Source organism: Pseudomonas congelans, assembly GCF_900103225.1.
GTDB classification, from domain to species: Bacteria; Pseudomonadota; Gammaproteobacteria; order Pseudomonadales; family Pseudomonadaceae; genus Aquipseudomonas; species Aquipseudomonas congelans.
Window position 1 is genome coordinate 164,668 of sequence record NZ_FNJH01000005.1, and the last position, 24,937, is coordinate 189,604.

The window sequence follows — 24,937 nt, forward strand, 5'->3', positions numbered from 1 at the left end:
CTCAGGCAGAGGCTTCGTAGGAAGGGTAAAAACAGAAGTACTGTCGCAACAACTGCACGAACCCCAGATACTCCGTCGAGACCTGACACAATTCAAAACCCGAGTCATGACTGCCAGGTGTCTCGTCTTCGTGACACCAGAGGCACCTGGCGCTCACATCAATGGGCTGTCCGATATTGCCATTCGGCAGTTTCAGACATAGATCGAACCTGGCCCCCACCAGGATAGGCAGGCTGCTGATAAGCATCAGCCCTTCGCCGGAGACATTCCCCAGGCACCCCACCAGCTTGCCGGTATGACGATTGAAAACCTGCAGATAATCCTGCAGTTGATGGCGTTCGATTTTCCGCTCTTTATACATGGCAGGCTGCCTTCCGAGACGGGTATTGCGACAACGCAACACCGTGTGTTCGTTGCGGACTTCGAATGCGCTGCACGACAGGAGCGATCCAGGTAACAGCCTCGGCCTGGAGCCCTGCAGCTCGTCCACTTTGTGACCTCAGCCTAGCTCAAAATTATTCGAAATCCACCCGAACACAACCCACCCCATTCAAACGAGGGTAATTATTTCGATACGGGAGCGTTTCGAACAGGTACAGGTATGGGTCTGGCAGGTTGAGCCCTGGGGTAAAGACCTGTTTGCGCCAGCGTGTCGAGTCTGGCGCGTGCGCGGAACGCGTATTCACTTTCTGGATACTGCGCCATCAGGAATTGATAGGTCTGTGCCGCATCGACATACAACTTCTGTCGTTCCAGGCACTGGCCGCGCAACATCGACACTTCCGGCTGGACATAACGGCGCGAGCGGCTCTGGCGTTCGACCTTGGAGAGATCGAGCATCACCCGATCACAGTCACCTTCCTGATAGGCACGGTAGGCGTGATCAAGGTTGGAATTCATCGCCCAGCGGGTGCAACCGCTGAGCGCAGTCAGTAATACAACAATCGTTACAATACGCATGGGACTCTCCTGTTCTCTGCCCTGTATCGGCGTCACAGCCTGTTTCTTCAGGCCAATAGCGCGCCGGTTGTCAGCCGATCGCCCTCCCTGACCATGACACGGTAGTGCAAAGGAACAATGACTAAATACCCAGACAGGAGTAGCCTCTCGCTGCGCTTCAATTAAGGAGTTTGTGCATGACCGTTCGCCGCACCAAAATCGTCGCCACACTTGGCCCTGCCAGCAACTCGCCGGAAGTCATCGAACAACTGATCCTTTCGGGTCTGGACGTTGCTCGTCTGAACTTCTCCCACGGTACTCCGGACGAGCACAAGGCTCGCGCCAGGCTGATCCGCGAAATCGCCGCCAGACACGGGCGCTTCGTCGCTCTGCTGGGCGACCTGCAGGGTCCGAAGATCCGTATCGCAAAGTTCACCGACAAGCGAATAGAGCTGAAGGTCGGTGACAAGTTCACCTTCTCCACCGCTCATCCGCTGACCAGTGGCAACCAGCAGATCGTGGGTATCGACTACCCGGATCTGGTCAAGGATTGCGGCGTAGGCGACGAGTTGCTGCTCGACGATGGTCGCGTGGTCATGCGCGTCGACACCCAGACCGCTAACGAACTGCACTGCACCGTGCTGATCGGCGGCCCGCTGTCCGACCACAAAGGCATCAACCGTCGTGGTGGTGGCCTGACGGCGCCGGCACTGACCGAAAAAGACAAGCAGGACATCAAGCTCGCTGCCGAGATGGACCTGGACTACCTGGCCGTTTCCTTCCCGCGCGACGCCGCCGACATGGAATACGCTCGCCAGTTGCGCGACGAATCCGGTGGTACGGCCTGGCTGGTGGCCAAGATCGAACGCGCCGAAGCCGTTGCCAACGACGAAGTGCTGGATGAGCTGATCCGCGCCAGTGACGCGGTCATGGTCGCTCGTGGTGACCTGGGCGTTGAAATCGGTGATGCCGAACTGGTCGGCGTACAGAAACGCATCATCCTGCACGCCCGTCGCCACAACAAGGCAGTGATCGTTGCCACGCAGATGATGGAGTCGATGATCTCCAGCCCCATGCCGACGCGTGCGGAAGTGTCCGACGTGGCCAACGCCGTGCTCGACTACACCGACGCCGTGATGCTGTCGGCCGAAAGTGCTGCAGGCTCCTATCCGATCGAAGCGGTTCAGGCCATGGCCCGTATCTGCATTGGTGCTGAAAAGCACCCGACCGGCAAGACTTCCAGCCACCGTATCGGTCATTCGTTCACCCGTTGCGATGAAAGCATCGCGCTGGCGGCCATGTACACCGCCAACCACTTCCCGGGTGTGAAGGCGATCATCGCACTGACCGAAAGCGGCTATACCCCGCTGATCATGTCGCGCATCCGTTCCTCGGTGCCGATCTACGCGTTCTCTCCGCACCGTGGTACTCAGGCGCGTGCAGCGATGTTCCGTGGTGTCTACACCGTGCCATTCGACCCGGCAGCCCTGCCGCCAGGTCAGGTCAGCCAGGCCGCAGTCGACGAACTGCTCAAGCGTGGTCTGGTCGAGCAAGGTGACTGGGTCATCCTCACCAAGGGCGACAGCTACCACACCATCGGCGGCACCAACGGCATGAAAATCCTGCACGTTGGCGACCCATTGGTCTGATCGCAGCACACGGCAAGCCAAGGCCCCGTCTCGCAAGAGTCGGGGCCTTTTGCATTCATTCAGTCCGGGAAGTTGGGCTTTCAAGCTTCTGCCCGTAGGCCAGAATCAAAAGCGGACTTGTATAACGCTAAGCGCTGAAGCACGCGGAACGAGAGCGTTAACTAACGTGCCTCTTACTCCCGCGCCAAAAACACATCCGCCAGCAATTGATTACGCGGAAGCCCCGCCAGATAAAGACGCTTGGCAAATACCTCGACACTGTCAGCACTGCCACACACCAGCGCCATCGCGTGCCGCGACAACAGGCGCAGTTCAGCCAGAGTTGTCTGTAGCGTCTGCGGAGCAACCAACTGAACATGCAGTTGAGGATAACGCTCAGCCAAGGCGTGCAGTTCATCGGCCAGATAATGCTCCTGGCTGTCGCGGGCCAGATGAATCACGCGTATCGCGCCTTGATGGTCCTGGCGCAAAGCCTCGCGCAGCACACCCCACAAGGGCCCGAGCCCGGTGCCGGCGGCCAGCAGCAATAAGGGTTTTTCCTGCCAGTCCGGGTCGTAACGCAGCGCACCACCGCGCAGCTCGCCGAGCCTCAGAGCGTCACCGACCTGCAACTGGCGAGCAACGTCACGGAAGGCCCCGGGCTGCTGGCAGTCGACATGAAACTCCAGAAACGCATCCTCACCGGGAAGGCTCGCCAGCGAGTAAGGCCGCGCAACACCGCTGTCGGTCCACAACACCTGGTGCTGCCCGGCGCTATAGCGCAGAGGTCGCGCAGGCTCCAGACGCAAACGCAGCACCGACGCAGAGAGCCAGTCGCAGCCTGTGACCGTTGCGGGCAGCCCATCACGCTGCGGGTCAAACACCTCGACAGCCAGATCCCCTGTCACTCGGCACTGACAGGCAAGCCGCCAACCCTGCTGGCGCTTTGCGGCAGGCAGCGCGTCGGGCAACGCGTCGTCAGGCTCGCCCTTTACGACGCGCACCAGACACGCGTGGCAACTGCCGGCACGACAGCTGTAAGGGACCGGAATACCGGCATGGTTCAGGGCGTCGAGCAGATTGCTGGCCGATGCCACCGACCAGCTAAGCTCACCCACATGCAATTGAGGCATCAAAACGGCCTGTGCAGAAAATAACGGCGATTGTACAGACTGGCTTGTCGGGCGGGTTATACTGCCGCGCCTTTTTGCGCCCGCTACGGCCAACCTGACAGCTCTGGTTCAAGCCGCAGTTCCAGACTGCCGCCGATAGCGTAATTGAATGTTCCCGTCCTTACAGAGGAGCGCGCCGCATGACCGTGATCAAGCAAGACGACCTGATTCAGAGCGTTGCAGACGCACTGCAGTTCATTTCCTATTACCACCCCGTGGACTTCATCCAGGCCATGCACGAGGCGTATCTGCGTGAAGAGTCGCCTGCCGCTCGTGACTCCATCGCCCAGATCCTGATCAACTCGCGCATGTGCGCGACCGGTCATCGCCCGATCTGCCAAGACACCGGCATCGTCACGGTTTTCGTACGTGTGGGGATGGATGTTCGCTGGGACGGCGCCACCATGGGCCTGGACGACATGATCAACGAAGGCGTGCGTCGCGCGTACAACCTGCCTGAAAACGTGCTGCGTGCCTCGATCCTTGCCGATCCGGCAGGCGCTCGCAAAAACACCAAGGACAACACCCCGGCCGTCATTCACTACTCCATCGTCCCGGGTAACACCGTGGAAGTGGACGTCGCGGCGAAAGGCGGCGGTTCGGAAAACAAATCGAAGATGGCGATGCTCAACCCTTCCGACTCGATCGTCGACTGGGTTCTGAAAACCGTTCCGACCATGGGCGCAGGCTGGTGCCCGCCGGGCATGCTCGGCATCGGTATCGGCGGCACCGCAGAAAAAGCCGCGGTCATGGCCAAGGAAGTGTTGATGGAGTCCATCGACATCCACGAGCTGAAGGCCCGCGGCCCACAGAATCGTATCGAAGAGATGCGTCTGGAGCTGTTCGAGAAGGTCAACCAGCTGGGCATCGGCGCTCAGGGCCTGGGCGGTCTGACCACTGTGCTCGACGTCAAGATCATGGACTACCCGACCCACGCCGCGTCGCTGCCGGTGTGCATGATCCCCAACTGCGCCGCCACCCGCCACGCGCACTTCGTGCTCGACGGCAGCGGCCCCGCTTCGCTGGAGGCTCCATCGCTGGACGCCTACCCGGAAATCGTCTGGGAAGCCGGCCCATCGGCCCGCCGCGTCAACCTCGATACCCTGACCCCGGAAGAAGTACAGAGCTGGAAACCGGGCGAAACCGTTTTGCTCAATGGCAAGATGCTCACCGGCCGCGACGCAGCGCACAAGCGCATGGTCGAAATGCTCAACAGGGGTGAAACCCTGCCGGTAGACCTCAAGGGTCGCTTCATCTACTACGTCGGCCCGGTTGATCCGGTACGCGAAGAAGTCGTCGGCCCGGCCGGCCCGACCACGGCCACCCGGATGGACAAATTCACCCGTCAGATCCTCGACCAGACCGGCCTGCTGGGCATGATCGGCAAATCCGAACGCGGCCCGACCGCCATCGAAGCGATCCGTGATCACAAGGCCGTGTACCTGATGGCCGTTGGTGGTGCTGCCTATCTGGTGGCTCAGGCGATCAAGAAATCCCGCGTCGTGGCCTTCGCCGAGCTGGGCATGGAAGCGATCTACGAGTTCGAGGTCAAGGACATGCCGGTTACCGTTGCAGTCGACAGCACCGGTGAGTCCGTTCACATCACCGGCCCGCAGATCTGGCAGAAAAAGATCAGCGACAGTCTGGCGGTGGAAGTGCAGTAAGCTTTGATCTGCAAGACAATAAAAACCCGGCGCAAGCCGGGTTTTTGGTGAGTAACTGACTGAACCTGAAATTGCGATCGGCTCGAATAGACGCGTCAGTCTGTTGCCAATATAACCCGGTAACTTTCTTCCTGAATAACATGCACAGGGGCTAGACATATCGCGCCCTTGCGATCAGTCCGTAATACATTTCAGACAACAAACCGAGATGGTTCGGTACTTCACTGAAGCTCATTGCCCCTGTCCCTCCCCGCAACACAGCTTATTCTTCTGCTGGCTGTAAACCACTGGGCTCATGAAAAATAAAATGTACGTTTCAGGAATACCGCCTGATACACAGGGAGATTCTAAAATGGCTTTTGACGCATACATCAAAATCGAAGGCATTCCAGGCGAAGCGCTGGATGACCGCTACAAGGACTGTATCGAGATCACCGGGTATGGTTTCGGCATGCACCAAAGTACCTCCGCCACGGCGAGTTCTTCAGGAGGCGCCTCGTCGGGTCGGACGTCCTTGAGTGATTTCACGTTCACCAAATCACTGGACAAGTCGAGCTGCAAGCTCATGGAAACGTTGTGCGCGGGCAAGCACCTGAAGGAAGTCGTCTTGTCACTGCATCGTGCAGGCGGAGACAAGGTCAAATACTTTGAAGTGCTGCTGGAAGAAGTCATCATTTCCAACTACACCCAGCATGCCAACGATGGCATCCCCAGCGAGACCATCAGCCTAAACTACGGAAAAATCAAAACCACCTACACCCAGCAGAAAAGATCTGACGGAGCCGGTGGAGGGAATGTCTCGGGTGGCTGGAACCGTATCAACAACAAGGCCTATTCCTGACGTCTTGAACGCTCACGCATAAAACGTCACGACATGATCAAGGAAGGACTATGGCACGGCCATTTTTTACCGCCGCCTGGGCGGCTTCGCAACATATTTATGATCCGATAGCGCCGGAAAAGCGAGTGGCAGAGGTGATTGGTGGGTTCGTCGCGAAGAACATAAACAACCCTGATCCTTCTACAAAATGGAGGAACACCTGTGCTGTTCGATTAAGTTACATCCTGAACTACTCAGGACTGAAAATACCTAAAGTATCTAAACAGACAGTCTCCGGCGCAGATCAGCACCAGTACTTTTTCCGTGTATCGAACCTGAAAAGCTTTTTGGAAACGCACTGGGGCAAGCCTGAGGTCGTCAAATACCCACCTTCTGACGGCGGAGCGCTTGCAAGAAAAAAAGGAATTATATTATTTGAAATATCGGGCTGGACAGACGCAAAAGGCCATGCAACGTTGTTTGACGGCAATCTTTGCTATGACCATTGCTACTTTAACGAGCCCTACGTCAACTACCGTACGGATACGGCAAACTTTTGGAGCCTAACCTCATGAAGTTTCTCTTCAAAGCCTTCACAGTCTGTCTCGCACTCGTGGCAACCGAGAGCTTCGCACATACAAAACCTTCATCACCAGAGGGCATGCACCGAAGCTATGAAAAAAACTTCAAGGACCTGGTCCTCGCTACCTGTATAGCAAACGCTTACGCATATGACGTAAAGGTCGGAATTGACGCTGGAAGTAGCGTCACCGCCATTGAGGACTGGGCAAATTACGACTGGGAAGTGGGACCTGATGAAATACGAGCACTCGTAAAAAAGTATCTGACCAGAGATTATACAAACCCCTTAACCGAGTCCGAGATAAAAGGTGTAAAATTTGACCTTTTAAAGTGCCTGGATCTTTACCACAGTAAGGATCTGAATGACTTAACAAAAAAGACTGTCGTAAATCCAACACACACCTACATGCAAGACTACAAATAAAAATCCATATTCACAGGGAGGTTCGCAGAATGAAATCATGTCTTGCGGCCCTTGCATTATCTCTAGTCTTAGCAACATCCAACTGCTTTGCCTACACCCCGACCTCATCGCCCGAAGGAATGTACAGAACCTTTGAAAAAAACTACAAGGACATGGCGCTAGCCACCTGCATAACCACCGCTTATAAATATGACGTAAACGTCGGAATTGACGCGGGCAGCAGTGTCAGTGCGATGCGTGACTGGACCTACTATGACATGGAAAAAAGTCCTCTTGCCGTCAAGACCCTGGTTGAAAAATACCTCGCGCGAGACTACACAAACCCTTTGGCCGAATCCCGGATCAGGGGTATAAAATTCGACCTGCTGAAATGCCTGGACATGTATCACAGCAAGGAACTGGACGCGTTGACGAAGAAGGTCGTTACAGATCCAAATCATACCTACATGCAGAATATCAAAAAGCCTTAACTACTCCATTCATGCAACAAGCCTGTCCGGCAAACGCTGCATAGGCTATTTTCATTACAAGCACTCTACTCCGCACATTATCTATAGGGCGGAGACACATCATGCTGATTCACTGTAATCCGATAGCTTCTTAAGGTCTCGCCCTCGGTGATGTACTGCTTGCTGAAATACTGACAAACAGCCCTCGTCACTTCCCCGCCTACACCGAAAACATCTTCAGAAAACCCATTTCGATAATTCTTGTAGGAATTATCAGCAGGACGCCTCCCTTCCAATTGAACGAAATTTCCGAGAAAATCCCGGCCTCTTGCGCTTGGCTATTCAGGTCTCTAGCCTTCATCGATCGCTGCCCAATCAGCGATCAGGTTTGGTAGACCTGCTTTTGCTGGCGCAATGTGCCACCTCCGCGAGGCGATCTCTTTCGTCCCGTTTTCATGGTGGCCGTGCGCATGGCATCTCCGGATGCACCGGGTGCCAGCAGCCGGTCTACCAACTTGCACACGGCCGCCACCTTATCGTTTGGTAGCGATGAGTGACGGCTCCCACAAGTTCTGCTGGAGTTGCAAACATGCCCGATAAAATCGTCCCCGACCCGCCCACTGCCCTGTTCACCGTCAACGCCTCCGTCAGCCAGGAAGAAGCACTCAACTACGCTTCGGATCTGCTGCGCTGCATCATCACGACGGCCTATGAGTCCGGCGACAGCACCCAGGGCACCAGCCGTGATCTGGCGTTTTCGGTGTTGCACATGGCCGAGATGGCCAAAGCCATGGTTGACCGTTCACTGGAATGCATCGTCTGACGGGATGACAGCCCGGGGCCACGCCTGGCCCCGTGTCACCCTCAGTTACGCTGATCCAGCAAGTTCACCACCAGCCGGTCTATCCAGCCCCACAAGCGCTGTTTGACCCGTCGCCACAGCGGTCTGGCTTTCCAGTCTGCCAGAGTGGTTTCGGCGCTCAGGGCGAAGTCTTTTTCGAAGCTGGCGACAACGTCGCGGGTCAATCCGGGGTCGAGGGCTTCGAGGTTGGCTTCCAGGTTGAAGCGCAGGTTCCAGTGATCGAAATTGCACGAGCCGAGACTCACCCAGTCGTCGATCAGGACCATTTTCAGGTGCAGAAAGCAGGGCTGGTATTCGAACACCTTGACCCCGGCGCGCAACAGGCGCGGGTAGTAGCGGTGACCGGCATAGCGTACGGACGGATGATCGGTGCGCGGCCCGGTCAGCAGCAAACGCACATCAACACCACGCGCCGCCGCCCTGCGCAGGGCGCGGCGAACTTTCCAGGTGGGCAGGAAGTAAGGAGTTGCCAGCCATATCCGCTTTTGTCCGGTGTTCAGCGCACGCACCAGCGACTGCAGAATGTCGCGGTGCTGGCGGGAATCGGCATACGCGACACGACCCAGACCTTCACCGGTTATCGGGGCCTTGGGCAGATGATCAAGGCCGAAGTTTTCTTTCGGACGCCAGGCGAAACGCCGGGCATTGGCGTGGAACTGCCGGTTGAACAGCGCCTGCCAGTCAATCACCAGCGGCCCGGTGATTTCGACCATCACTTCGTGCCACTGGCTGGCGTCCTTGTCCGGCTCCCAGAACTCGTCGGTCACACCGGTGCCGCCAACCACGGCCAAGGCCTTATCCACCACCAGCAGTTTGCGATGGTCGCGGTAGAAGTTGCGCACGCCGCGCCGCCAGTGGATCGGATTGTAGAAACGCAGAATCACACCGGCATCGGTCAGTTGCTTGCGCAGGCCGGCGTCGAAGGCTTTTGAACCGAAGTCATCGAACAGGCAGCGCACGATTACGCCACGCCTGCCCGCCTCGACCAGCGCGCGCACAATGGCGTCGGCGCAGGCCCCGGCTTCGACCAGGTACAACTCCAGATCGACCTGCTGCTCGGCGCGATCAATGGCTGCGATCATGCGCGGGAAGAACGCAGGGCCGTCGATCAGCAATTGAAAGCGGTTGTTTTCACGCCACGGAAAAATCGCACCGTTCATATCAGCGCGCCGTGAAGATCAGGACAGCCCCGACCGGGACCGAGAGGCTCACCGCCGACAATCCTGCGGCATTGCGCAAGGCCTTGAAGTCCGGGGCCATATCGAAATCCTGGGCATGGATCACCAGCGGCTCGAGGGTCACGACCTGAAAGCGCCGCTCGTCCAGACGCGTCGCCAGCAGCTCGGCGTTATAGCTGTGGGTCTTGCCGCGCAGGCTGACGGTCAGCGGTAAACGCAGCTCCAGTTGCGCACCGGGCGCGAGGTCGTTGATCGGGCGCATGTCGAGCTGCGCATTGATCTGAGCAGTCGGAAACTTGCGCACCTGAAACACCTGCTCTCGAAGGCGCTCGTCGCGCAGCGGAATGCCGGTGCTGACTGAATCGGTTTCAACTTCCACTTCAGCCAGCCCCTTGGCGTCGACTTTGCCGTGCAGCACGAGAAAGCGATGCACCTCGGCGATATCGGCATTTTTGGTCGAGGTGAACGAGAGTCGCGACGACTCGTTATCCAGATACCAGTTCGCATGGGCAGGTAACGCCGCTGCGGCCAGCAGGACCAGCAGCAGGCGATTCATAGTGAGCATGCAGACTCCAGACGTGCAATTGAGGGCCACCTTATCCGCCTGTCTGACCGCTGGCAAACGCCTGCGTTCGGCGACAATCCACCAAGCCCTTAGGGCAGCAGGCGACAGCCCTGTCGCTCACCCTGCCACGACGCGCTGCTGGTGCGTCCGAGGCCGCTGGCAATGACCCGTTTTTGACTGCTGTCGTCGACCAGCGTGCTGGGCAGATACTGCTTGATGTAGCCCTGGCAATACGCTTCGGAATTGTTCATGACGTACCTGCACGAGCAGTATTCCTTGGCGGTGTAGGCACTGATGATGGTCGGAAATGCCTGCAGGTTCACACGGTACTGCCAGGCGAGGATGGCAAGTGCGGCAACCATCAGCAACAGCAGGCTGCTGAAGGGACGGCGCAGGATGAACATTCGACGCGTACTCATTGACCGCCCTCCTTGCCGAACGCGGCCTGTACGCGCTTGAGCATCTCATTGTGGTTGTAGGTACCGTCGCGGTCGTCGGCATAGCGCACGATCACCAGCTTCTGATCGGGAATCACATACAGCGCCTGCCCCCAATGCCCCAGTGCCGCGAAAGTCTCAGGGGGTGCGTCCGGCCACGGTCCTCTGCCGCCCTCGGCAGTACGGTTGAGCCACCATTGGCCACCGGGCACTTCAACGCTGGCATCCACGCCTGTACCGGCAAACGGCGTCAACGCGAAGTCCATCCACTCCTTGTTGAGCAACTGCCGATCCTGCCATTGCCCGCCGCGCTGCATCAGCAGGCCGATGCGGGCCAGATCGCGGGCGGTCATGTAGGCATAGGAAGAGCCTACAAATGTACCCGCACCATCGGTTTCCCAGACGGCACTGCGGATGCCGAGCGGGTCGAACAGCGCGGTCCATGGGTAATCCGCATAGGCCTCATAGCCGACCATCTTTTTCAAGGCCGCAGCCAGAACGGTGCTGTCGCCGCTGGAGTAGAGGTAAGTCTTGCCGGGGGGTTGGGCAGCGCGGTGATCGGCGGTGAAGCGCGCCATGTCGTCACGCCCGCGGGTGTAGAGCATGGCGACCACCGAGGAGTTGAGCGGAGCGTATTCGTAGTCTTCCTGCCAATCCAGACCCGAAGCCCAGTGCATCAGGTCTTTGATGGCGACCTCGGGGTGCACCTTGAACGGCGTGTAGAACTTCGCCACCGGATCATTCAGTTGAAAGCGTCCTTCTGCAAACGCCACCCCCAGCACCGTCGCCATGATGCTTTTGCTGATCGACCAGGTCAGGTGCGGCGTTTGCGCGGTGGTTACACCGCCGTAGCGCTCGTACACAACTTCGCCATCACGAATCACCAGCAGCGCATCGGTGCGTATGCCCTTGCGCGTGGCGTCGTCGCGAGGCGGGAAGGCATAAGCCTCGAGCTCTTCGATGGCCGCAGATCGCGGCACAGACTGAGAAGACCATTGCTCTGTCGGCCATGTTTGAGCAACGACGCCCTGGGCACTGAAGCCCAGGATCAGAACCAGACACAGGCGGACGAATCTATGCGGCATGACAGGGCCTCTAAAAAGTAATCGGCATACCGTATCAGCGTTTCATGACAGTCAGCTATCAACCCGGGAACGGACGTAAAGCGTCCAGACCGGCATGCCCACGCAGAGCATGGGCACGATAGTGACCGTTCTTACCCCGCTCGTTCCTCACGCTCCAGCGTGGGAATGCATTGCGTGACGCTTCGCGTCACAAAGTCACAAATCTGTGCCGCCCTGCACCCCTCAAGACCGGACGCAGAGGAAATGGCCACCGCGTCCCCCGTCACACAACCATCACCAAAGCTTCACAGGCATGACACGCCATCTCCCTAGCCTGCAAGTACGGCAAAGCGCCTGGACAAATCAGTCAACCAGCCCTTTCTGCATCTGCAAGGCTGGCTCATGGAGATTCGTATGACCCAGATCGCCCGCATTCGTGACAACACTTCTGAACGTCGTCTTCAGGCCGAGCGCCTGATTGGAGCGCGCGCCTTGCAGGAAGCACAGGCATTGCGTTTCAGTGTGTTCAGCGAAGAGTTCAACGCCCGTCTCAACGGCGCTGAACAAGGCCTGGACATCGACGATTACGATGTTCACTGCTCGCACATCGGGGTACGCGACCTGAACACCGGGCGTCTGGTTGCCACTACCCGGCTGCTCGACCATCAGGCCGCCAACACGCTGGGGCGCTTCTACAGCGAAGAAGAGTTCAGCCTGCACGGGCTGGTCAATCTGCAAGGCCCGATCCTCGAACTGGGTCGCACCTGCGTCGATCCGGCCTATCGCAATGGCGGCACCATCGCAGTGTTGTGGAGCGAGCTGGCCGAGGTGCTCAACGAAGGCGGCTACAGCTACCTGATGGGCTGCGCAAGCATCCCGATGCAGGACGGCGGTATTCAGGCCCATGCGATCATGCAACGCCTGCGCGAACGCTACCTGTGCAACGAGCACTTGCGCGCCGAGCCGAAGAATCCGCTGCCGACCCTCGACATCCCGAGCAATGTGATCTGCGAGATGCCACCGCTGCTCAAGGCCTACATGCGTCTGGGGGCCAAGATCTGTGGCGAACCGTGCTGGGACGAAGACTTCCAGGTGGCCGACGTGTTCATCCTGCTCAAGCGCGATGACCTGTGCCCGCGCTACGCCCGCCACTTCAAGGCGGCCGTGTGATGAGCCGGTTGCGCGGCTATGCCCGCGTAGTCCGGGTGCTACTGGTCGTAGCGCTCGGATTGACGATTGCCAGCGCGTTCGCAGTCCTGGAACGCACCAGAATCGGAGGGTCGATGGAGCGTCGGCAGCGCTGGAGCCGCTGGTTCATGGCGCGCCTGACCAACGCCCTGCCGTTTCGCGTCACCGTGACAGGTCAACTGCCGACCCAGCCCATGCTGTGGGTCAGCAACCATGTGTCATGGACCGACATTGCACTGCTTGGCATGCTGGCACCGCTGTCGTTTCTGTCAAAAGCCGAAGTGCGGACCTGGCCGGTAGCGGGCTGGCTGGCGTTGAAGGCCGGTACGCTATTCATTCGTCGCGGATCGGGCGACAGCCGTCTGATCCAGAAGCAGATGTGCAATCACCTGCAACAAGGCAACGCACTGCTGATCTTCCCCGAAGGCACCACCACTGACGGCAAAAGCCTGCGCACCTTTCACGGTCGTCTGCTGTCCAGCGCCATTGATGCTGGGGTGCCGATCCAGCCGGTGGCCATTGGTTACTCGCGCAACGGCAAGCCAGACCCGATAGCCCCGTTCATTGGCGACGATGACTTGCTGTCGCATTTGCGCCGACTGTTCGCCAACGAGCAGAGCGACGTGCATATTCACCTGCTGACACCTATCCCGACCGCTGATCAGGAACGCGCCGCACTGGCCTTCAAGGCCCAGCAGGCCGTTCAAGTGGCATTGTTTGGCGAGCCGCAGGCTCAGCCGAGCGAAGTGGTTTCGCGTCCGGCCAGAGCGGCCTGAGCGAAATCCTCGAGTAACGGATAAAACTCAGCGAAATCCGCACTCAAGGGCTGGTACAGCGCCTGCAGTTCCTGCATGCCGCCGGCCAGCCCTTCGGGTCGTGACAGGCGTCGGGATATCCCGCTCAACACCTGCTCCAGCACCCCGAAATCCCGGTATGACCCCAGCCAGTCCTGCGCCGCCATGCGCGGTGCGATCAGCGCCAGCCGCTCGGGCAATTGCGGCTCGGCAGCCAGCGTGCCATAGACCTTGCGGGTGAATGCGTCCAACGGCAGGTCAGCGTAACGATGCCAGTCGCGCGCCAGGCAATGATCGAAAAAGACATCGAGCATGATGCCCGCATAACGCCGTCTCTGGAGCGGAAAGCGGGCAATAGAGGCCTTGATCAGCGGATGACTGTCAGTGAAGGCGTCGATGCTGCGATGCAGACGAATCGCCGCTTCGAGCTCCGCAGGAAAACGTCCCGGCAGCGGACCTTTGACGAAGTCGCCATACAGGCTGCCAAGCAATTGAGCAGGTCGATGCCCACCAAGATGAAGATGTGCCAAGTAGTTCATGGCTGCAAGCCTAGGCCGCTTTCGGACCTTCTGTCCATATATCGTTATAACCCGATATAGCGATTTGTCTGATCCTAAGCACATAATCATATTTGTATATCGCGAAATACAGATATAAGGTTCGCTCTATCGCGATATAACGCTACACCGCCTGTGAGAACGACATGCCTATCGACCTCGACGACATAATAAAAGCTCTGGCCCACCCGGTCCGCCGAGAAATCCTGACCTGGCTGAAGAACCCCCGCGCAAGCTTTCCCGCCCAGGAATACTCGATCGAACACGGCGTGTGCGCCGGACAGATCGATCAGCGTGCGGGATTGTCACAATCCACTGTCTCGGCCCATCTGGCGACCTTGCAACGTGCTGGTCTGATCAGCAGCAAGAAGGTCGGACAATGGCATTTCTTCAGACGCAACGAAGAAGTCATACAGGCATTCGTTCAGGCGCTGGTTGAAGAACTGAACAACCCGACCTGATTTTCCAACGTTTACCAGGAGCTGCCCCGTGCCTCTTTCGCTACTCATTCTGGCCCTGAGCGCCTTCGCCATCGGCACCACCGAATTCGTCATCATGGGCCTGCTGCCTGATGTGGCGGCCGACCTCGGTGTATCGATCCCCGGTGCAGGCTGGCTGGTGACCGGCTATGCGCTGGGTGTCGCCGTCGGTGCGCCGTTCATGGCCATGGCCACGGCAAAACTGCCGCGCAAGGCCGCGCTGGTCACGCTGATGGGGGTTTTCATCATCGGCAACCTGCTCTGTGCACTGGCCAGCGACTACAACGTCCTGATGTTCGCCCGCGTGGTGACTGCACTGTGTCACGGTGCGTTCTTCGGCATCGGCTCGGTGGTTGCCGCAGGTCTGGTGCCCGCCAACCGGCGCGCCTCAGCAGTGGCCTTGATGTTCACCGGCCTGACCCTGGCCAACGTGCTGGGCGTGCCGCTGGGTACTGCGCTGGGTCAATACGCAGGCTGGCGCTCGACGTTCTGGGCCGTCACGGTCATCGGCGTGATTGCGCTGATCGGCCTGATCCGCTTCCTGCCGACCAACCGCAATGAAGAAAAGCTCGACATGCGCGCTGAACTGGGCGCTCTCCGGGGGGCCGGCATCTGGCTGTCGCTGACCATGACTGCACTGTTCTCAGCGTCCATGTTCACCCTGTTCACTTACATTGCCCCGCTGCTCGGCGAAGTCACCGGTGTATCACCCAACGGCGTGACCTGGACCCTGCTGCTCATCGGCCTGGGCCTGACCGCCGGCAACGTGATCGGCGGCAAGATGGCCGACCGCCGCCTGTCGTCCACGCTGATCGGCGTATTCGTCTCGATGGCGGTGATCTCCACCGTGCTCAGCTGGACCAGCACCGCGTTGATCCCGGCTGAAATCACCCTGTTCCTCTGGGCAGTCGCGGCCTTCGCTGCCGTCCCGGCCCTGCAGATCAACGTGGTGACGTTCGGCAAAGCCGCACCGAACCTGGTTTCAACCCTGAACATCGGTGCCTTCAACGTCGGCAACGCGCTGGGCGCCTGGGTCGGTGGCAGCGTCATCGCTCATGGCCTGGGCCTGACCAGCGTACCGCTGGCCGCCGCCATCCTGGCCGTGCTGGCGCTGCTGATTACCCTGATTACCTTTCGTCAGACCGGCAACCCCGATCTGGCCCCTGCTACGCATTGATCAATTACGAGGATTCGACACGTGACGACTATCTTTGACCCGATCACCCTGGGCGATCTGCAACTGCCCAACCGCATCATCATGGCCCCACTGACACGCTGCCGTGCCGATGAAGGCCGTGTACCGAACGCGATGATGGCCGAGTATTACGTTCAGCGCGCCTCGGCCGGCCTGATCCTGACCGAGGCCACCTCTGTCACTCCGATGGGCGTGGGCTACCCCGACACCCCGGGCATCTGGTCCAACGATCAGGTACGTGGCTGGAGCAACATCACCAAGGCAGTGCATAACGCCGGTGGCCGTATCGCCCTGCAGTTGTGGCACGTGGGTCGTATTTCCCACCCTTCCTACCTGGACGGCGAAACCCCGGTCGCGCCGAGTGCCATCGCGGCCGAAGGCCACGTCAGCCTGATGCGCCCGATCACCCCACTGCCAACCCCGCGCGCGCTGGAGCTGGCGGAAATCGGCGACATCGTCGAGGCCTATCGCGTCGGTGCGGAAAACGCCAAGGCTGCGGGCTTCGACGGCGTGGAAGTGCATGGCGCCAACGGCTATCTGCTTGAACAGTTCCTGCTGACCGGCAGCAACCAGCGCACCGACGAGTACGGCGGTTCGGTAGAAAATCGTGCGCGTCTGCTGCTGGAAGTGACTGACGCAGTCATTGATGTCTGGGGCGCTGGCCGTGTAGGCGTTCACCTCTCGCCTCGCTTCGACATGCACGACATGAGCGATGCAAACCGTGCTGAAACCTTCAGCTACGTGGCCAAAGAGCTCGGCAAGCGCGGTATCGCATTCATCTGTGCCCGTGAGCATGATGCTGAAGACAGCCTCGGCCCACAGTTGAAGAAAGACTTCGGCGGCGTTTATATCGCCAACGAGAAGTTCACCAAAGACAGCGCCAATGCCTGGCTGGCAGAAGGCAAGGCCGATGCAATCGCGTTCGGTGTGCCTTACATCGCCAACCCGGACCTGCCGGAGCGGCTGGCCAGCGATGCCCCTCTGAACGAAGCCCACCCGGAGACGTTCTACGCCAAAGGGCCGGTCGGTTACATCGACTACCCGCGTCTGTAAAACGTTACTGCAACGCCAAAAACCCTGACTCGCAAGAGCCAGGGTTTTTTATCGCCCGTGAAACGGTGACCGCTACAGTGCAGCGTCAGGCTTGACCGTACCTAACACATTGCCTTCGGCGTCGGTGACCGTACCATCCACCATTTTCCAGCGGCCGTCCGGGTAGTTGACCGAACCATCCGCAAAAACCCAGGTTCCGTCCTTGTGCTGGACGTCACCATTGGGGTGCTCTATCGAGCCATCAGCATTCACCGTCGTGCCGTCCAGATTCTGCACGGTTCCGTCCGGATGGGTGACGGATTGACCATCTGCAGACTCGACGCTGCCGTTTGGATAGCTGACCGTGCCGTCCGGGTTGGCCACGCTGTTAGGCGGCTGGACCAGCTGCAGGACGCCCGTTGTGGTGTTGACGACCGCCAGTAGCTTGTCCAGACGCGAGGGTGCCGCAGGTATCGGGGGCACAGTTTGCGGTACTGGCTCAGTAGTAGAGGGCTTGACCTGCGGTTTGACCGGCGGCTTGATCGGGTCCGTTGTCTTGACCGGCGGTTTGACTGGCGGCTTGACCGGGTCCGTTGTCTTGACCGGCGGCTTGACTGGCGGCTTGACCGGGTCCGTTGTCTTGACCGGCGGCTTGACTGGCGGCTTGACCGGGTCCGTTGTCTTGACCGGAGGCTTCACCGGCGGTTTGACCGGATTTGTCACCTTGACCGGAGGCTTGATGTTTACTTTTGGTTTGGTTGATACCAGATACTCTGGATGTATGGACTGAAGTTCTTCAGCAACGACGTCATCTCTTTCGATGTTTTCTTCCGGTGTATTGGGGCGCATATCCTTGATTCCATTCATTATTGAAACTCCATTTAGTTAACTGCCAGACAAGCGTAAGCCTTCCCTCGATTGGCAAGCGCATATTTATTTATCAGAGGTAAAAAAGACCGGAGCATTTGCCTGCCGCCATGGATAGCGGCAGGCAAGCCCGGGGTCAACGACGAGCGTTGAGCTGTTGCGACAGATTCTGGATCTGGCTGGTCAGGGTATTGATGTTGCGAGTGACCTGAGCACGAAACGCATCGAACTCGGCAGTGCTGGCCTCTGCAGCAGGAGCCGGGCGGTTTTCCTGCTGGCTTTTCAGAACCATCAGGTCCTGTTCCAGACGTTCGACAGCGGCAGACGGATTGCCCTGCTTTTTCAGCGTGGCGACATCGGCTGCAACACTTTTGATCTGCGCATCCAGCTTGCCCTGATCAGCCTGAGCCGTCTTCAGGTCTGGCAACGCCGCCTTGAGCGTGGTCAGTTCAGTGACAACGCTTTTAAGCTGTTCCTGCAACTGCGCGTTTTCACTCTGCTGCTGCGCGGTTTGCGCGGCCATCTGCTCCAGGCGCTTGTCGAGACTGCCCTGCTGGCCTTCGACGCCTTCGCGTTGTTTGTCCTGATCTTCCAACTGCGCTTCCAGCAACTTGATTCGCTGCTTGAGCGCCTCTCCATCACTGGAAAGTGCTTCAGTGGCGACAACCTTGCCGGAAATATCCTGCAGGCGCCCCGCCGCTTCTTCGCTGATGCGCGCGAAGCTTTCCTGAGTGGCCACTAACTGCTGTTCCATCAGGGAAACCTGCTGAAAACTCCACCAGCCCAGACCGCAGAAGGCAATGAACAGCGCCCCGACCAACGCCCACAAAGGTCCGGTGCTCGGCGCCTTGACCTTGACTACAGGCGTGGTGCGCGAATAGACGGTGGTGCGATCGCGTGCGCCATTGCTCGGCGCGAAGTCGTCATCGTCGTCCTTGGCGCTCAGGCTGGGGACGTCATCGACGTCGTCGTATGGATCGTTGCGCATGAATAACCCTTCAGGAAGCTGTTAAATCAAAGTTCGGCAGTATAACAACAGCGCAGATTCAATCTCACTGTGCTACTACCGCATTCAGATCGCGTGCTGTGCCTGCCACCAGCCACAGAACTCATCCAGCGCCGTCCAAAGGCTGACCTGAGGCTGATAATCCAGATAATGCCTGGCGCGGCTGATATCAAGCGTGAAATCCCTGTTCATGACCTGCATGCCCACTCTCGACAGGGTAGGTTCAGGTCTGCCCGGCCATAGCATACAGGCGGCCTCATTGATTGCCGCGGCGCTGTAGGCCAGCCCGAATGAACGATAACGAGTGGCTTGAGGCAAGTGCATCTGCCGCATCACGTAATTGATCGCATCCCACAGCGGGACCGGCGTGCCATTGCTGATGTTGTAGGCCTTGCCCAGTGCCGAATCCGTTGCCAGCAAGCTGCTCAGCAGGGCTTCGTTGAGGTTTTGCATGCTGGTGAAATCCACCACGTTCAAGCCATTGCCGACGATCGACAGGCGCCTCTTGCGCTGCATGTGCAGCAAACGCGGGAAAATGCTGTTGTCGCCCGCACCGGTGACAAAGCGCGGCCGCAGGGCGATGACTTCAAGTCCGAATTCTTCGGCACCGAAAACCTTTTGCTCGGCCAGGTATTTGGTGGCCGCGTAGTGATTGTGAAAGCGCTTGGGCACCTGCTCTTCCTTGATGCCACGGTGCGAATTGCCATCAAAGTAGATCGACGGCGAGGAAAGATGAACCAGCCTTCGCACCCTTTGTTTCAGGCAGCCCTCGACGATGTTTTCCGTAAGCTGCACGTTGCCCTGCATGAAATCCTGGCGACGTCCCCACGTACCGACCGAGCCTGCGCAATGCACGACCGCTTCCACGTCATCGCACAGTGCGCGCACCAGATAGGGATCGGCAAGGTCGCCCTGGATAAACTCGGCACCGCGCCTGACCAGGTGCTCGACACCTTCGGCACGACGGCCATTGATCCGCACGCTCATGCCCTGCTCAAGGGCAAAACGCGCAAAGCGTCCGCCGATGAAGCCGCTCGCGCCGGTGACCAGAATCTTCATTTACCGCTCCATTAACGCGTCTGCAGGAAAGGAAAACACTGCCTGCATGGATTACACATGATCCTGTTGACGATCAGTCTTCGCTCAGCGGCACCAGCCAGTGAACCGAATGTTGCGCCAGATGTTCGGTGAGGCGCGTCAGAAGCTGCCCACCATTGCGCCAATGATGCCAGTAGAGCGGCACATCAATGCAACGGTCCGGCAGCAATTCAAGCAGAGTGCCGTTGCGCAATTGGTCACGCACCTGCAACTCGGGCGCCAGCCCCCAACCCATTCCCGCCTCGATCATACGGATGAAACCTTCGGAGGAAGGACACAAATGATGCTCGAAGCCGTCCTGAACGCCCAGCAGTGCCAGATAACGATGCTGCAAAAGGTCGTCCGGCCCGTACACCAGTGCAGCGGATCTGACGAGCGTTTCAGGGCTGACACCGTCCGGAAAATGGCGGGCGATGAACGCCGGACTGGCCAGCGCCCGGTAGCGCATGGCCCCCAGCAACTGGCTGCGTGCCCCGGCCACCGGACGCTCGCTGCCACACAGGCAGGCCGCCACTTCACCGGCGCGCATACGCTTGAGACCTACGTCCTGATCTTCGACAACCAGATCCAGCAGCAAACGATGCTGCGTACAAAACGCGCCAATAGCCGGCGCCCACCAGGTTGCCAGACTGTCGGCATTCAAGGCGATTCGCAAACGCTCGGGCACACCCTCCTCGTCCAGTGCAGGCACCTGACTTTGCAGGTCGCGTTCCAGCAAACGGACCTGCTGCACGTGATTGAGCAGGCGCCGACCTATATCGGTCGGGCTCGGCGGCGTGGCGCGTACCAGCACCGGCAGGCCAATGCGCGCCTCCAGCAATTTGATGCGCTGCGAGACCGCTGACTGAGAAAGCCCGAGCACCTGAGCGGCACGCTCGAACCCGGCCTGCTCGATCACGGCCGCCAGCGCCGACAACAATTTATAGTCGAACATCAGTTTTCCTAATGAGCGATGAGGATTATTGGTTTTCCTTATATCCCTCACCCCATAAGAATGGCTATCTGAATCTGCTCGTTGGAACCTCCTTATGTGGCAAAGCTACCTCAATGGGCTGCTGATCGCGGCTGGACTGATCATGGCTATCGGAACTCAAAATGCTTTTGTGCTGGCTCAGGGCCTGCGCCGTGAACATCACGTGGCGGTGGCGATGCTGTGCATTGTCTGCGACGCCCTGCTGGTGGCAGCAGGAGTGTTCGGTCTGGCCAATGTACTGGCACAGAATCCGACCCTGCTGGCAGTGGCGCGCTGGGGTGGTGTGATATTCCTCAGCTGGTACGGCCTGCAGGCATTGCGCCGCGCCTGCTCGCGGCAAAGCCTCGAGCGCAGCGCAGCGGCTGGCAGAAAATCGCTGCGCACCGTGTTGCTCAGCGCACTGGCCGTCACCTTGCTGAACCCGCATGTCTATCTGGACACCGTGCTGCTGATTGGCTCGCTGGGCGCACAACAGGGCGTACCTGGCGCGTATGTCGCCGGCGCAGCCAGTGCTTCGCTGCTGTGGTTCTCGAGCCTTGCCCTGGGCGCGGCATGGCTGGCTCCCTGGCTGGCCCGCCCTGCCACCTGGCGCATGCTGGACCTGATGATCGCGGTGATGATGTTCAGCGTGGCCTTGCAGTTGATACGGTCAGCCTGACGGTTTTCATGACCGCAGAGTCAATCGCGTGGGAACCTCTATCCCACACAGTTGTTGCGTGGTTAAGCCGCAGACCCGGTGCTATGATCCGGGGTCTGCGCCGCAAAAGAGTAAAACTCCCGGTGCATGCTGTATCTGGCCGCCCGTGATCGGCCCTGCGACTACCGCAATTGACCTGAAAGGAGATAAACCATGGCTTTTGAATTGCCGCCACTGCCCTACGCCAAAGACGCTCTGGTGCCGCACATTTCTGCGGAGACTCTGGAATATCACCACGACAAGCACCACAACACCTACGTCGTGAACCTGAACAACCTGGTGCCCGGCACCGAGTTCGAAGGCAAGACCCTGGAAGAGATCATCAAGACCTCCTCGGGCGGTATCTTCAACAACGCCGCGCAGGTCTGGAACCACACGTTCTACTGGAACTGCCTGGCCCCTAACGCTGGCGGCGAGCCTACCGGCGCTCTGGCCGAAGCTATCAACAAGGCGTTCGGTTCCTTCGACAAGTTCAAGGAAGAGTTCAGCAAGACTTCCATCGGCACTTTCGGCTCCGGCTGGGGCTGGCTGGTGAAGAAGGCTGACGGCTCCCTGGCACTGGCCAGCACTATCGGTGCCGGCAACCCGTTGACCAGCGGCGACACCCCGCTGCTGACCTGCGATGTGTGGGAACACGCCTACTACATCGACTACCGCAATCTGCGTCCGAAGTACGTGGAAGCGTTCTGGAACCTGGTGAACTGGGACTTCGTGGCCAAGCAATTCGCAGCCTGAGTCCAGCGTCATCGAAAAAACCCGGCCTCGCGTCGGGTTTTTTATGTTTTCCGGTCCGCAAGGGCCGCTCACCGGACGCCCGTTTCACAGACGGCGTCGAACACCGGCCTGCCAGTCAGGCGAATCGAAAATCTTTTTTCGCCTGCCGCCCATACTTTGTGTATTGTCAGAAAACGCTAGCTGACTCGTACTACAACGTAATTCTCTATGACGTAATTCTTTACAGTGTTCTGCTCAAGTTACCTACCTGGCCACCCGACGCACTGAGGTGGCTTTGGCCAGCAGGTGCAAGGAACGCGAAGATCAGCCAGGCGTACCGGTTGTGACAAGGTCACGGCGTGCAGGCCTGGTTTTTCGAGGGTCATGAGGCGATATGCCCTCCGACACGAACTAAGGAACGGCCATTGAAGCTGGAACTCAAGAACAGCCTGTCGGTAAAGTTGCTGCGCGTTGTGCTGCTTTCGGCGCTTCTGGTAGGCGTCCTGCTCAGCTGTGCACAAATCGTCTTCGACGCCTACAAGACACGTCAGACCGTGGCGAACGATGCCGAGCGAATTCTCGGCATGTTCCGCGACCCCTCGACACAGGCCGTCTATAGCCTGGACCGCGAAATGGGCATGCAGGTCATCGAAGGCCTGTTTCAGGATGAATCGGTACGCATGGCGTCCATAGGACACCCCAACGAAAGCCTGCTCGCCGAGAAAGACCGGCCGCTGAAAACCGCCCCTACGCGTTGGCTGACAGACCTCATTCTCGGCCAGGAGCGCAGCTTCACCACTCAACTGGTAGGCCGCAGTCCTTACAGCGAGTATTACGGCGATTTGCGCATCACCCTCGACACCGCCAATTACGGCGAAAGCTTTCTGGTCAATGCCGGAATCATCTTTATCGCCGGCGTGCTGCGTGCGCTGGCAATGGGGCTGGTGCTGTATCTGGTCTATCACTGGCTGCTGACCAGGCCGCTGTCGAAGATCATCGAGCATCTGATCGCGATCAACCCCGACCGCCCCAGCGAACATCAATTGCCGTTACTCAAAGGCCACGAGAAAAACGAACTGGGGATCTGGGTCAACACCGCCAATCAGTTGCTGGCCTCTATCGAGCGCCACACTTATCTGCGCCACGAGGCCGAGAACAATCTGCAGCGCATGGCGCAATACGATTTCCTCACTGGCCTGCCCAATCGGCTTCAATTGCAGATCGGGCTGGACAGGATTCTGGAAGATGCGGGACGCCAGCAACACAGAGTGGCGGTTCTTTGCGTGGGTCTGGATGACTTCAAGGGGATCAACGAACAGTTCAGCTACCAGTCCGGCGACCAATTGCTGCTCGCACTCGCTGACCGCCTGCGCGCGCACAGCGTGCGACTCGGCGCACTGGCGCGCCTGGGCGGCGACCAGTTCGCGCTGGTCCAGTCCAACATCGAGCAGCCCTACGAGGCGGCAGAACTGGCGCAAAATATTCTGGATGAGCTGGAAGCTCCGTTCATCGTCGGTGATCAGCAGATTCGACTGCGAGCGACTATCGGCATCACCCTGTTTCCCGAAGATGGCGACAGTACCGAGAAGCTGCTGCAAAAAGCCGAGCAGACCATGACGCTGGCCAAAGCGCGCTCGCGTAACCGGTATCAGTTCTACATCGCCAGTGTGGACAGCGAAATGCGCCGCCGCCGCGAACTCGAAAAAGACCTGCGCGAAGCCCTGCCACGCGATCAGTTGTACCTGGTCTATCAACCGCAGATCAGCTATCGCGATCACCGTATCGTCGGTGTGGAAGCACTGATCCGCTGGCAGCATCCGGAACATGGCCTGGTGCCGCCGGATGTATTCATCCCGCTGGCGGAACAGAACGGCACCATCATCGCCATCGGCGAATGGGTGCTGGATCAGGCCTGTCGCCAACTGCGCGAATGGCTCGATCAGGGCTTCACCGATTTGCGCATGGCAGTCAACCTGTCGACCGTGCAACTGCATCACGCCGAACTGCCGCGCGTGGTCAACAACCTGCTGCAGATCTATCGCTTGCCACCGCGCAGCCTGGAACTGGAAGTGACCGAAACCGGGCTGATGGAAGATATCAACACCGCCGCCCAGCACCTGTTGAGCTTGCGACGCTCCGGCGCCTTGATCGCCATCGATGACTTCGGCACCGGCTACTCATCGCTGAGTTACCTGAAAAGCCTGCCGCTGGACAAGATCAAGATTGACCGCAGCTTCGTGCAGGACCTGATTGACGACGACGATGACGCCACCATCGTGCGGGCCATTATCCAGTTGGGCAAGAGCCTGGGCATGCAAGTCATTGCCGAAGGCGTGGAAACCGTCGAGCAGGAGGCTTATGTGGTGACCGAGGGCTGCCACGAAGGCCAGGGCTATCTGTACAGCAAGCCGCTGCCCGGGCGGGAGTTGCTGGCTTACCTCAAGCAGTCGCGTCAGGACCACGCCGCCAGCCTGTAAGCCGGCTTGCATACTCCCGGCCATCCAAGTCATCTTGAAACCGTCTGTTACAACCTGCCGAATGCCTGAACACGCC

Annotated in this window: 27 protein-coding genes; 15 read left to right on the forward strand and 12 right to left on the reverse strand. The window is 58.9% G+C overall.

The window, feature by feature from the left end:
- Window position 1 precedes the first annotated feature (1 nt).
- Both BLR20_RS18000 and BLR20_RS18005 read right to left on the reverse strand, forming a co-directional pair.
- Window positions 2-361, reverse strand: a complete 360-nt coding sequence (locus BLR20_RS18000) for a PilZ domain-containing protein (protein WP_054993309.1) — start codon at window positions 359-361, stop codon at window positions 2-4.
- A 203-nt stretch (window positions 362-564) separates the two neighbouring features.
- Complete coding sequence (locus tag BLR20_RS18005) at window positions 565-960, reverse strand: tetratricopeptide repeat protein (protein ID WP_003345370.1); 396 nt, start codon at window positions 958-960, stop codon at window positions 565-567.
- 176 nt (window positions 961-1,136) lie between these two features.
- Here BLR20_RS18005 and pyk point away from each other — a divergent pair, with 176 nt between their 5' ends.
- The gene (gene pyk, locus BLR20_RS18010; protein WP_003345368.1) at window positions 1,137-2,588 is read left to right on the forward strand and encodes a pyruvate kinase; all 1,452 of its coding nucleotides are present in this window, start codon (window positions 1,137-1,139) and stop codon (window positions 2,586-2,588) included.
- 173 nt (window positions 2,589-2,761) lie between these two features.
- Here pyk and BLR20_RS18015 read toward each other — a convergent pair whose 3' ends face one another.
- Window positions 2,762-3,700 carry an iron-sulfur-binding ferredoxin reductase gene (locus tag BLR20_RS18015; protein WP_032615252.1) on the reverse strand — a complete coding sequence of 313 codons (939 nt, stop codon included), beginning with the start codon at window positions 3,698-3,700 and terminating at the stop codon, window positions 2,762-2,764.
- A gap of 179 nt (window positions 3,701-3,879) precedes the next feature.
- Here BLR20_RS18015 and BLR20_RS18020 point away from each other — a divergent pair, with 179 nt between their 5' ends.
- The 6 genes from BLR20_RS18020 (at window position 3,880) to BLR20_RS18050 (ending at window position 8,501) form a co-directional block, all read left to right on the forward strand.
- A complete protein-coding gene (locus BLR20_RS18020) occupies window positions 3,880-5,403 on the forward strand; it encodes a fumarate hydratase (protein WP_003418683.1) in 1,524 nt (507 codons plus the stop codon).
- Window positions 5,404-5,755: 352 nt separating this feature from the next.
- On the forward strand, window positions 5,756-6,244 hold the full coding sequence (locus tag BLR20_RS18025; RefSeq protein WP_010439811.1) for an Hcp family type VI secretion system effector: 489 nt from the start codon (window positions 5,756-5,758) through the stop codon (window positions 6,242-6,244).
- A gap of 50 nt (window positions 6,245-6,294) precedes the next feature.
- On the forward strand, window positions 6,295-6,798 hold the full coding sequence (locus BLR20_RS18030; RefSeq protein ID WP_032615250.1) for a type VI secretion system amidase effector protein Tae4: 504 nt from the start codon (window positions 6,295-6,297) through the stop codon (window positions 6,796-6,798).
- Complete coding sequence (locus BLR20_RS18035; protein ID WP_032615248.1) at window positions 6,795-7,229, forward strand: type VI secretion system amidase immunity protein Tai4; 435 nt, start codon at window positions 6,795-6,797, stop codon at window positions 7,227-7,229. The genes BLR20_RS18030 and BLR20_RS18035 overlap by 4 nt, the downstream gene beginning before the upstream one ends.
- A gap of 29 nt (window positions 7,230-7,258) precedes the next feature.
- Window positions 7,259-7,699, forward strand: a complete 441-nt coding sequence (locus tag BLR20_RS18040) for a type VI secretion system amidase immunity protein Tai4 (protein WP_054993308.1) — start codon at window positions 7,259-7,261, stop codon at window positions 7,697-7,699.
- 568 nt (window positions 7,700-8,267) lie between these two features.
- Window positions 8,268-8,501 (forward strand): DUF6124 family protein, encoded by a 234-nt coding sequence (locus BLR20_RS18050; RefSeq protein WP_003313478.1) that lies wholly within the window; start codon window positions 8,268-8,270, stop codon window positions 8,499-8,501.
- A gap of 41 nt (window positions 8,502-8,542) precedes the next feature.
- Here BLR20_RS18050 and BLR20_RS18055 read toward each other — a convergent pair whose 3' ends face one another.
- The 4 genes from BLR20_RS18055 to BLR20_RS18070 all read right to left on the reverse strand — a co-directional run bounded on the left by BLR20_RS18055 (window position 8,543) and on the right by BLR20_RS18070 (window position 11,805).
- Window positions 8,543-9,700, reverse strand: a complete 1,158-nt coding sequence (locus BLR20_RS18055) for a phospholipase D-like domain-containing protein (protein WP_003431405.1) — start codon at window positions 9,698-9,700, stop codon at window positions 8,543-8,545.
- 1 nt (window position 9,701) lies between these two features.
- The gene (locus BLR20_RS18060; protein ID WP_025991164.1) at window positions 9,702-10,283 is read right to left on the reverse strand and encodes a YceI family protein; all 582 of its coding nucleotides are present in this window, start codon (window positions 10,281-10,283) and stop codon (window positions 9,702-9,704) included.
- A gap of 89 nt (window positions 10,284-10,372) precedes the next feature.
- Window positions 10,373-10,702, reverse strand: coding sequence for a hypothetical protein (locus tag BLR20_RS18065; protein ID WP_010439795.1), 330 nt, complete (start codon window positions 10,700-10,702; stop codon window positions 10,373-10,375).
- Window positions 10,699-11,805 (reverse strand): serine hydrolase domain-containing protein, encoded by a 1,107-nt coding sequence (locus BLR20_RS18070; protein WP_054994041.1) that lies wholly within the window; start codon window positions 11,803-11,805, stop codon window positions 10,699-10,701. Before BLR20_RS18070 ends, BLR20_RS18065 begins: the two co-directional genes overlap by 4 nt.
- Before the next feature lie 393 nt (window positions 11,806-12,198).
- Here BLR20_RS18070 and olsB point away from each other — a divergent pair, with 393 nt between their 5' ends.
- Window positions 12,199-12,954, forward strand: a complete 756-nt coding sequence (gene olsB, locus BLR20_RS18075; protein ID WP_003405915.1) for an L-ornithine N(alpha)-acyltransferase — start codon at window positions 12,199-12,201, stop codon at window positions 12,952-12,954.
- Window positions 12,954-13,748, forward strand: coding sequence for a lysophospholipid acyltransferase family protein (locus tag BLR20_RS18080; RefSeq protein ID WP_032615238.1), 795 nt, complete (start codon window positions 12,954-12,956; stop codon window positions 13,746-13,748). Before olsB ends, BLR20_RS18080 begins: the two co-directional genes overlap by 1 nt.
- Here the strand turns inward: BLR20_RS18080 and BLR20_RS18085 are convergent.
- Window positions 13,706-14,305, reverse strand: coding sequence for an acyl carrier protein phosphodiesterase (locus BLR20_RS18085; protein ID WP_054994040.1), 600 nt, complete (start codon window positions 14,303-14,305; stop codon window positions 13,706-13,708). The two genes, BLR20_RS18080 and BLR20_RS18085, sit on opposite strands and share 43 nt — an antisense overlap.
- A 164-nt stretch (window positions 14,306-14,469) precedes the next feature.
- On the opposite strand from BLR20_RS18085, the gene BLR20_RS18090 reads away from it, so the two are divergent.
- The 3 genes from BLR20_RS18090 to BLR20_RS18100 are packed head-to-tail and all read left to right on the forward strand — an operon-like array spanning window position 14,470 to window position 17,050.
- Window positions 14,470-14,784, forward strand: coding sequence for an ArsR/SmtB family transcription factor (locus BLR20_RS18090; RefSeq protein WP_003313487.1), 315 nt, complete (start codon window positions 14,470-14,472; stop codon window positions 14,782-14,784).
- 28 nt (window positions 14,785-14,812) lie between these two features.
- Complete coding sequence (locus BLR20_RS18095) at window positions 14,813-15,979, forward strand: MFS transporter (protein ID WP_032615227.1); 1,167 nt, start codon at window positions 14,813-14,815, stop codon at window positions 15,977-15,979.
- Window positions 15,980-16,000: 21 nt separating this feature from the next.
- Complete coding sequence (locus tag BLR20_RS18100) at window positions 16,001-17,050, forward strand: alkene reductase (RefSeq protein WP_010439776.1); 1,050 nt, start codon at window positions 16,001-16,003, stop codon at window positions 17,048-17,050.
- 72 nt (window positions 17,051-17,122) lie between these two features.
- Here the strand turns inward: BLR20_RS18100 and BLR20_RS18105 are convergent, their stop codons facing one another.
- From BLR20_RS18105 to BLR20_RS18120, 4 genes are all read right to left on the reverse strand, one after another.
- The gene (locus tag BLR20_RS18105) at window positions 17,123-17,896 is read right to left on the reverse strand and encodes a hypothetical protein (protein ID WP_074594915.1); all 774 of its coding nucleotides are present in this window, start codon (window positions 17,894-17,896) and stop codon (window positions 17,123-17,125) included.
- Between the two features lie 136 nt (window positions 17,897-18,032).
- A complete protein-coding gene (locus tag BLR20_RS18110; protein WP_010439771.1) occupies window positions 18,033-18,884 on the reverse strand; it encodes an ATPase in 852 nt (283 codons plus the stop codon).
- Between the two features lie 84 nt (window positions 18,885-18,968).
- The gene (locus tag BLR20_RS18115) at window positions 18,969-19,961 is read right to left on the reverse strand and encodes an NAD-dependent epimerase/dehydratase family protein (protein WP_010439768.1); all 993 of its coding nucleotides are present in this window, start codon (window positions 19,959-19,961) and stop codon (window positions 18,969-18,971) included.
- 73 nt (window positions 19,962-20,034) lie between these two features.
- Entirely contained in the window at window positions 20,035-20,934 is a 900-nt protein-coding gene (locus BLR20_RS18120) for a LysR family transcriptional regulator ArgP (protein WP_054994038.1), read from the reverse strand.
- A gap of 94 nt (window positions 20,935-21,028) precedes the next feature.
- Between BLR20_RS18120 and BLR20_RS18125 the strand changes: the two genes are divergently transcribed.
- The 3 genes from BLR20_RS18125 to BLR20_RS18135 all read left to right on the forward strand — a co-directional run bounded on the left by BLR20_RS18125 (window position 21,029) and on the right by BLR20_RS18135 (window position 24,861).
- Window positions 21,029-21,631: a LysE/ArgO family amino acid transporter gene (locus BLR20_RS18125; RefSeq protein WP_010439763.1), complete on the forward strand. Its 603-nt coding sequence runs from the start codon at window positions 21,029-21,031 to the stop codon at window positions 21,629-21,631.
- A gap of 192 nt (window positions 21,632-21,823) precedes the next feature.
- Window positions 21,824-22,405 (forward strand): superoxide dismutase [Fe], encoded by a 582-nt coding sequence (gene sodB, locus BLR20_RS18130; protein ID WP_003313497.1) that lies wholly within the window; start codon window positions 21,824-21,826, stop codon window positions 22,403-22,405.
- 404 nt (window positions 22,406-22,809) lie between these two features.
- Window positions 22,810-24,861: a putative bifunctional diguanylate cyclase/phosphodiesterase gene (locus BLR20_RS18135; RefSeq protein WP_054994037.1), complete on the forward strand. Its 2,052-nt coding sequence runs from the start codon at window positions 22,810-22,812 to the stop codon at window positions 24,859-24,861.
- Window positions 24,862-24,937 lie beyond the last annotated feature (76 nt).